The sequence below is a fragment of the Microcystis sp. M53598_WE2 genome (assembly GCF_030067735.1).
GTDB classification, from domain to species: Bacteria; Cyanobacteriota; Cyanobacteriia; order Cyanobacteriales; family Microcystaceae; genus Microcystis; species Microcystis aeruginosa.
The window spans coordinates 1-9,019 of sequence record NZ_JASJFE010000187.1 but is presented as its reverse complement, the minus strand read 5'-3'; the positions used below and the strand labels follow the sequence as shown (position 1 = coordinate 9,019).

Annotated in this window: 10 protein-coding genes; all 10 read left to right on the top strand. The window is 41.5% G+C overall.

Annotated features, from left to right (window positions below; translation table 11 throughout):
• Nucleotides 1-333 precede the first annotated feature (333 nt).
• The gene (locus PX636_RS04065; protein ID WP_004162693.1) at nucleotides 334-690 is read left to right on the top strand and encodes a XisH family protein; all 357 of its coding nucleotides are present in this window, start codon (nucleotides 334-336) and stop codon (nucleotides 688-690) included.
• A gap of 47 nt (nucleotides 691-737) precedes the next feature.
• Nucleotides 738-1,067, top strand: a complete 330-nt coding sequence (locus tag PX636_RS04060; protein WP_004162692.1) for a XisI protein — start codon at nucleotides 738-740, stop codon at nucleotides 1,065-1,067.
• Nucleotides 1,068-1,096: 29 nt separating this feature from the next.
• Nucleotides 1,097-1,945 (top strand): hypothetical protein, encoded by an 849-nt coding sequence (locus PX636_RS04055; RefSeq protein WP_012267085.1) that lies wholly within the window; start codon nucleotides 1,097-1,099, stop codon nucleotides 1,943-1,945.
• 93 nt (nucleotides 1,946-2,038) lie between these two features.
• Nucleotides 2,039-2,185, top strand: coding sequence for a hypothetical protein (locus tag PX636_RS04050; RefSeq protein WP_002761017.1), 147 nt, complete (start codon nucleotides 2,039-2,041; stop codon nucleotides 2,183-2,185).
• Nucleotides 2,186-2,367: 182 nt separating this feature from the next.
• Entirely contained in the window at nucleotides 2,368-2,934 is a 567-nt protein-coding gene (locus PX636_RS04045) for a photosystem I assembly protein Ycf4 (RefSeq protein WP_004162688.1), read from the top strand.
• 28 nt (nucleotides 2,935-2,962) lie between these two features.
• Nucleotides 2,963-3,703 (top strand): peptidylprolyl isomerase, encoded by a 741-nt coding sequence (locus tag PX636_RS04040; RefSeq protein ID WP_288116291.1) that lies wholly within the window; start codon nucleotides 2,963-2,965, stop codon nucleotides 3,701-3,703.
• A 293-nt stretch (nucleotides 3,704-3,996) separates the two neighbouring features.
• Complete coding sequence (locus PX636_RS04035) at nucleotides 3,997-5,121, top strand: beta-ketoacyl-ACP synthase (RefSeq protein WP_288116290.1); 1,125 nt, start codon at nucleotides 3,997-3,999, stop codon at nucleotides 5,119-5,121.
• A gap of 731 nt (nucleotides 5,122-5,852) precedes the next feature.
• Nucleotides 5,853-6,590, top strand: coding sequence for a Uma2 family endonuclease (locus tag PX636_RS04030; RefSeq protein ID WP_288116289.1), 738 nt, complete (start codon nucleotides 5,853-5,855; stop codon nucleotides 6,588-6,590).
• 779 nt (nucleotides 6,591-7,369) lie between these two features.
• Nucleotides 7,370-8,380, top strand: a complete 1,011-nt coding sequence (locus PX636_RS04025) for a glycosyltransferase family 2 protein (protein WP_288116288.1) — start codon at nucleotides 7,370-7,372, stop codon at nucleotides 8,378-8,380.
• A 73-nt stretch (nucleotides 8,381-8,453) separates the two neighbouring features.
• Nucleotides 8,454-9,019, top strand: a 566-nt coding sequence (locus PX636_RS04020; protein ID WP_288116287.1) for a class I SAM-dependent methyltransferase, incomplete at its 3' end; no start/stop codon positions are given.

Here is a 9,019-nt window from a genome sequence, read left to right as displayed (position 1 = left end):
CAGTTAAACGATGAAATTACTTTAAATCTTGGCAATAATGATCTTTTAGTTGGAATTGAAATCCTCGATGCTAAAGATGTTTTAGGAACAGGAAATGTCCCCCAAGTTATCCTTGACAATATTCCCTTTCAAGTCGCTTAAAAAGGAGTTAATATGAGACAACCTCAAAACCTGCTAGAAAATTAATCAATCCAAAATCCAAAATCCAAAATCCAAAATCGAAATGTCCTACCCTACGAAGTAAACCAACCCATCCTCAACTCACCTTTTGATGAACCCTTGATGAAGTTAAATCAGCCGTTTATCGAGCTTGCTTATACTTAGAATAATTCTATGTCAGCCAAAGATATTTTTCATCAATCCGTGTGTATTGCCCTCGAAAAAGATGGCTGGAATATCACTCATGATCCCCTTTATCTTAAAGTCAATGACGTAGAATTTTACATCGACTTAGGTGCGGAAAGATTAATTGCCGCCGAAAAGGCAGGTCAAAAAATCGCCATAGAGATTAAATCTTTTTTAGGGACATCTGAAGTCACCGAATTTCATCTCGCATTAGGACAAATCCTCAATTATCGGTTAGCATTAAAACAGGAAGAACCCGAAAGGATTCTTTATCTAGCCATTCCTCAAGATACCTATGAAGACTTCTTCTCTCGTCAATTTATTCAAGACGCTGTAGCAGAATAGAAAATTAAACTTTTAATCTTTAATTCTCTCAAACAAGAGGTGGTATTATGGAAAGAATAAACTACTCTCAACTGATTCAAGACATTCTCACCCAACATTCAGTTAATGACAGCAAAAATGACAGAGAAACTCAACTTATTTTTGACACAAAACGCCATCATTATCAAGTCTTAAATATTGGGTGGAAAGAGCAAAAGCGAATCTATGGTGTGATTATTCATCTTGACATAAAAGATGACAAAATCTGGATTCAAAGAGATGGAACAGAAATCGGCATTGCCAATCAATTAATCGCTGCTGGTGTTCCTAAACAAGATATAGTCTTAGGTTTTCAGGCTCCCTATAAACGCAGTTTAACCGAGTTTGCCTTGAGTTAATACATAAGAAAAAAATCCTAAATAACCCTATGTCCTACGAAGTCAACGAACCTATCCTTAATTCCCCCTTTGATGAACCCTCACAATACTGGTTCATCCGAGAAGGTTATGAACCGGAATTAAAAGAAGGGAGAAGACCAGCTATCGTTTACCCACCCCGGGAAGGTAATACCGAATGGGAATTAGGACAAGTTCTCAAACTTTCATCCCCCGATGAATTTTTCCCAGGTTATGAAATGACCCTAGTTAACCGCATCAGGAAAGAAGTTAAAGAATGGAGAAGACAACAGTATCCCGGGGTCAGCAGTACCACCTTAGAACTATTAGAATACTGGAGCCGAGAAGGAAGAGAACATCGCCTATTTTTTGCTCAAAAAGAAGCAGTAGAAACCATCATTTTCCTAATTGAATCTCGCACCGACTTTCGCCAAGGGATTCATATTCCCCAAGATACCCCCATTGACAGCACCCTGAAAGCTTTCATCCGCTACGCCTGTAAGATGGCAACCGGAAGCGTCAAAATAACAGTGATGGGGATGTTAGCAGCATGGTCTATCCTCAACAAAGTAGCAGATCGCAGTAACGCTAAATTCTCCGATATTGTCCTGATTATCTGTCCCAATATCACCATTAAAAGTAGATTACAGGAACTCAACCCCGACAACGGCGAAGCTTCTTTGTATCGCACCCGTGACCTCGTACCTTCTCACCTGATGGACAAACTGAGACGGGGTAAAGTCTTAGTGACAAATTGGCATATTTTTGAAAAGCGAGCGCCTGCCACGTGGTGGCTGATACCGATCAATGGGAACAGGCAGCCGCCTATATTATTGACAATCATCCCGCCACTGCAGCCTTTGTTAAAAATGAACGCTTAGGGTTTACTATTCCCAGACTTTATTATCCGTCTGAAGACAGCTAAATCTAACTATTTAATTTTAGAAACTAAAGGATGGGACGAACTGAGGGAAGTGAAGGAAGCAGCGGCTAAACCCTGGTGTAATGCCATTAATACCGACGGCAAACACGGTCATTGGCAATACTTTTTAACTGGATTGAGCAAAGTTAAAGAAGGAATTGATCAAGCAATGAGAGAAATCGAAGCATTAACCAACTAAATTTTCGATAACTTTTCTGGAAGGCAATCGCCGGTACAGAGTACCCTTGATCTTAATCAGAGAAAAAGTGTATGAGTGATTTTGGCGGCATTCCGCTCCCAATCAACACCCTAGGTCGGGGTGGGGGAAGTGGCGAGAAAAAAAGCTGGTAAAATAACTCTAGGCAACCTTAAAAAGAATTCATGAAAGCGCAAACAACAAGTAAAGATAGCCTGATCCTACGGCAAGAAGTAGTGGGAGCGCGTCGCCCTAGTAACTATTTTTGGGCTGTAATCGTCTCTATTGGCGGTCTAGGGTTTCTCCTCGCCGGTCTTTCCAGTTATTTGAAGGTCAATCTACTTCTCGTTAGCGATACCAGTGCCTTGCAATTTATTCCCCAAGGAGTCGCCCTCCTCTTTTATGGCACTGCGGGGACGCTTTTAGCCATCTATCTCTGGTTATCTCTCCTCTGGAATGTCGGAGGTGGTTACAACGAGTTTAATAAGGAAACTGGCAAAGTTAAAATCTTTCGTTGGGGCTACCCCGGCAAAAATCGTCGCATTGATCTCGATTGGCCTCTCGAAGATGTGCAAGCTGTGCGGGCCGAAGTGCGAGAAGGACTCAACCCGAAACGGGAACTATTCCTGCGGATTAAACAGCGTCGCGATATCCCTTTAACTCGCGTCGGCGATCCGATGTCCCTCTCGGAATTGGAAAATCAAGGAGCGGAACTCGCTCGTTTTCTGGAAATTCCTCTAGAGGGATTGTAGTCCTTTTTTCGCTCTTTTTGGCTATAAAATGATGAAGATAAGAAAATCTGGCTGGCTGTCTCTAGTTTGTGTTTTTTTAATCGCAACGACGACACTTTTCGGCTGTTCTTCCCCAGAAGCTAACTCCACCCGCGATAATTCTATTATCATCGACGAAAACCGTAAATCTGCCCGTTGGGGCAGTGTCAACATGGATAATTACAAACCCCGCTTAGATGGAACTGCCGTGGTCGAGATGATCATCAAAGGTAAACCGGTAACGATCGAAATTGATGGCAAGGCGGCCCCAATTACTGCCGGTAATTTTGTGGATCTGGTGGAGAGAGGTTTTTATAATGGTTTAACTTTCCATCGCGTGGTTACAGAACCGCAGCCTTTTGTCGCCCAAGGGGGTGATCCCCAAGGTCGCGGAACTGGTGGTTTTGTCGATCCGAAAACCAAGCAATCCCGTTATGTTCCCCTGGAAATTCTCCTCAAAGACGAAAAAGAGCCGATTTATGGGCAAGCAATCGGTCAACAGGCCACGGCCCGCACTCCCATCGTCGCTTTACCCCATAAACGCGGTGCGATCGCAATGGCCCGTTCTCAACAACCTAATTCCGCTTCTTCTCAGTTTTATTTTGCCCTGTCGGATATCAATTTCCTCGATGGTGATTATGCCGTTTTTGGTTATGTAACTGAGGGAATGGAAGTGATCGATACGATTAAACAAGGGGATAAAATTGACTCGGCCAAAGTTATTTCTGGTGCAGAAAATCTGAAAAAATAGCGATCGGTTAGGGTGGGACCGGGCGACAATAATTTAATGTTCGCCGTCACCCACCCAATCATTTAATAAATCTGCTGCAAAAATCAAAAATCTTCCGTCAGGTGAGGAGTCTCCGAGCCAGTAGTCAGTAGTCAGGAGAATTAAGAATGAATAATAATCAATTAAATGCTCTAAGTAGGAAGGCACAATTATTTGTAGGATGGGTTAGCGGTAGCGTAACATAATCGGGCGTTGGGTTTCATGCTTCAACCCAACCTACGTTCATCTGATAACTGATACCTGATAACTGATAAATGAATGTTGTGGTGACGGGAATTGGGTTGATCAGTTCTCTGGGAAATTTAAGTCAGAGTTGGCAAAGATTACTAGAGGGCAAAACTGGTATAACTAGGCAACAACCCTTTTCTGATTTACCCGCTTTACCCTTGGGTTTAATCGGTCACAAACCGGCATTTTTAGAGGATTTAACCAAAATTGCCCTGATTGCTGCCCTTGAAGACGCTCAATTAACCCCTCCCTTAAAGGATTGTGGTGTCACTATCGGTTCTAGTCGTGGTTGTCAGGGTTTATGGGAACGGATGGCAGCGACGGGAATAGTAGAAAACTGGTTAGATAGTTTACCCGATCGCGCCTCGGTATTGACCGCTAGATTGATAGAAACCGGCGCCCCAGTGTTAGCACCCATGGCGGCCTGTGCCACGGGCATCTGGTCGATCGCCCAGGCTGTAGAATTAATTACTATGGGAGAATGCGATCGAGTTTTAGCCGGGGCGCTCGAAACCCCGATCACTCCCTTAACTTTGGTGGGATTTGAACAGATGGGAGCTTTGGCGAAAACGGGCTGTTATCCTTTTGATAGAGCTAGGGAAGGCTTAGTTTTGGGGGAAGGTGGCGCGATTTTAGTCCTTGAATCGGAAGAACTGGCTTTAAGCAGAAATGCCCCCATCTACGGGCAAATTTTGGGCTATGGTTTTACCTGCGATGCCGATCATGTCAGCGCCCCGGCGGTGAATAATCGTAGTGCTACCAAAGCCATAGAACTATGTTTGCACAGAAGTCAATTAAGAAAAGATGAAATTAATTACATTCACGCCCACGGCACTAGCACGCGTTTAAACGATGAACGGGAGGCAAACCTGATCGCCAGCATTTTTGGCTCGCAAGTGGCTGTAAGCTCGACAAAAGGGGCAACAGGACACACTTTAGGGGCTTCGGGGGCATTAGGTATGGCTTTTTGTTTAATGGCTCTGAAAAATCAGCTAATTCCCCCCTGTGTCGGTGTGCGCGAGTCGCCTTTTCAATTAAATTTAATTAGATCGGCTGTTAATTTTTCCCTACACAATTGTCTCTGTCTTAGTTTCGGTTTCGGAGGACAAAATGCAGCCATCGCAGTGCGGAAGTTTTTCAGTGATCAGTGATCAGTAATCAGTTCTTTCCCTGCCGGTCTCTGCATTTTTAACAAAACTTAACAATTATGGGGAAAATTTTGCTTGTTTTTGTCGGGAGATTTTGAGATAATATTTTTAAAAGATTTTATTCATAATGGGAATATTTGAACTTCTAAAAATTGGCACGGATTCCCATTATGAGAAAAGCATAGCACAAGCCGCCGCCAAAGTCAAGTCCTTTCTTATTACTTATGGGTGCGAATTTCCAGGAGTCAAAAAGGGCCTTAGTGGGGGTGCTAGGTGTTGGGGAGATTTTTCAGTGATCAGCTTTAATACTGCTCACTTAATATAAGTAGGGAGGCACAATTATGGCTCTCTTAGGTTTGGTGGGTAAAATGTATTCTAAGATACAGTCCTGCTGGCGAGCGAGTGGAAGGAACCACAAAGACACAAAGGACACAAAGATTGAGCGCTCCTATATAAGTTAAACTTATCACACAAAGAAGAAGAGAGCCCAATTATTTGTAGGATGGGTTAGGGGTAGCGTAACATGAGCGGGTGTTGGGTTTCATGCTTCAACCCAACCTACGTTCATCTTATATTTAATTCCACCCACCCACTTATGTGCTTAAAAAACTAATTTCCTAGAAGAAGGCTATAATTGCCATAACATTTTGCCCCCATCTCAATTCTAGCGGCTAGATATTCTCCCCAATGCTAGAGGAAAAAGCTCCTTAAGTCCAATCACCAGCCTAGCTCCGATGACTTCAACTATTTCCCCTTCTCGACTTTCACTGCCCACCCAAGATGAATTGCCCTGCGATGACGGCGTTCCCATGGAAACCCAACGACATAAACTCCAGATGGATATCCTCATAGATGCCTTGTTACCCTGGTTAGCTGCTAGGGAAGATGGCTATGTAGGCGGCAATATGTTCGTTTATTTCAGTGCCGCACAGTTAAAAACCGAGGAATTTCGCGGCCCCGATTTCTTTGCTGTCCTGGGGGTTCCCAAAGCGGAAAGAAAAAGTTGGGTGGTTTGGGAAGAGGGGAAAGCTCCCGATGTGGTTATCGAACTCCTTTCCGAAAGTACTGCCCCACAGGATAAAACTGAAAAGAAAGCGGTCTATCAAGACCGTTTGCGAGTGCCAGAATATTTCTGGTACGATCCCTTCAATCCTGAAGACTGGGCAGGTTTTATCCTCAGAGACGGCAACTACGAGCCATTATCTCTAGAGACGGGAGAAAGATTTTTCAGTCAAAGGCTAGGGTTGGCTTTGGTACGCTGGCAAGGGGAGTATAAGGGAGTTGAGGCAGTTTGGCTGCGTTGGGCGACTTTTGCCGGCGATTTACTGCCCACGGAGTCAGAGCTAACTGAACAGGAAAGAATGCGGGCCCAACAAGAAAGAATGCGGGCCCAACAGGAAAGAATGCGGGCTGAGGATTTAGAAGCATTGCTCCAACGCTATCGAGAGTGTTTTGGGGATTTGCCAGAATAAATCTAGATGTTGACCGGCTAGTAATCAATAGACATCTCCAAAAATTATAACCCAATCACAGCCTGCCTTTAGCTTATGTACTAACTAAATAGTTCGATGGCTGAAATGTATATCTATCGTCGCTAATTCAATTTCACTGAAAAAATATGAAGCAATTAAAATTATTTTTATTTGGGTGTGTTCCCTGACTAGAATAACTTTTAGTCTTGAGATAATATTAGGTCGAGGTCTAATCATCCCGTTGAATTAATTCGGGGCTGGAGTAATTGTCTATAATGACTGTCCAGGAGGCTAAATGGAAGATATTCCAACATTTTTCTCCATTATATCGGGAGAGCCGTTGGCTTTCTAGTAAGTACCTAAGCAAAATTAATTACACATCCACGCCGTCACCCGTCAGCCAAAAGCTTTTTGCTGTGACCAGTAAACAGTGAACTAAAAATTCAAATCTGATCCCTGATAGCTGTCTCGGAGTCCCCCGTCTCCTGTCTCGGAGTCTCCTGTCTCGACTAGGAAATTAATTTTGCACGACTACTTATTGGCTGGTTAAAAATTTTCTTGACAATAAGTTCATGATCAGGTACACTTCCTCTAGGTCTTGAAGTTAATTTTTTTAGCTAATCATATTAGCTGATATAACCCCTAGGCTAGTTTAATAGTATTTTGGCAAGTATGAGAGAGCAGCAATAATCTTTCTAGTTCTATAGGGCTAATTACAAACTGAGCTAGTTTGTAATCTTGATTACAAAGCTTTTAGCTTGCCAGTATCAAGACAGGATATGACAATAAAGCCACCATTGCAAGAGAAAAAATTTATCGAGCTAGATGCTAACTTCTCTACAACTCGCCGAGTAACGATGGAGAGACCTGCTATTATTAACGATCCTTCTGCAAAAGTGCAATCTTATTTATTTTTGCAACCAAATCCAGAACGCAGGGGAGAAGGAGGATTAAGAACAAAGGGATATTTCAAGCACTCCTACCCAGAGACAAGTGAGTTATCGGAAAAATTTGCAGTTCCTCTGGTTACTGTTATAACGGTAGTTTTTAATGGAGAAAAGCACTTAGAGCAAGCAATTCAGAGTGTCATTAGCCAGTCTTACAATAATGTTGAGTATATTATTATAGACGGAGGTTCTACGGACAGCACAATTGATATTATTCGTAAGTATAATGATCAGATAGATTATTGGTTGAGCGAACCTGACGAAGGTATATATGATGCGATGAATAAAGGCTGGAAATTGAGTCAAGGAGATTACATTTACTACCTGGGGAGCGATGATATATTGTTAAATATACCTAGCCAATCTATTCAAAAAGCAAGTTTAAACAATACGGACATAATTCACGGCAATGTAATTATGGATAACGGTCAGCTACGGATCAGTAGATATAATCCATTGATTGTGTTCAAAAATACTTTATGTCCGCAAGGACTATTCATTAAGAAAAACCTACTTGCTCAACTTCCGTTCAACACCAAATATAAAATATATGCTGATTTCGACCTTAATCAAAAGATTTATAAGATGAGTGCATCGTCAATCAAAGACAAATCTACAATTGCTTTTTTTAGACTTGGTGGTGCCAGCAGTTCCTATCAAGATAACTCAAAATTAGCGAATTGTAAGCAGGAGTACGCTAGAGTTATTTATGATAATTTTGGTTTGTCTGGGCTGATTTTATCTTGGATTTGGGGGGCTGTACGAGGTTTAGTTGTTAAAAATAATATCCATTTACATACGGATTACAAAACCTTGAAAAGAATTTTAAAAGACTGCAAATAATCCTTTTTATTCGAGCGATATTTGCATGAACGCATTTAAGTAATTAACAAGTCAAACGGGTTAGAAACTGTCTATGAAGAATGTAGAAAATCCTACTAATTATCAGCATTTATTAAGTATAATCAATACTGAATCTTACAGACATTCAACTGATCAAGAAGTCAAAATTCTAGATGTTGGGTGTGGTAACGGACAATTGATTGCATACTTGACAAAAAATCTTCCCTGTGTACAGCCAAATATTAATTGGAAAGTCTATGGTTTAGACGTGGTTAATCATGGTGTTCAAAAAAAGGGGTTTATGGATGAAACAATTGAAAATCTATCAAAGAATTTTTCTGGGGTAGATTGGCATGAAAGACTAACTTTAATTTATGATGATGAAAAGTGGCAATATCCAGATAATTTTTTTGATGTAATCATTTCTAACCAAGTGGTGGAACACGTCAAGAATCATCTACTTTTTTTTCTTGAGATATCTAGAACATTAACAATGAATGGATATTCTGTACATCTATTTCCCTTGTCCAACGTTCTCTGGGAATGGCATATTCATTTACCTTTAGTCCATAAGGTTAAAAACTTTGATTTTTTGTTTGATAACATTAAATTTTTAAGCACTTTAGGTTTAGGAACTTT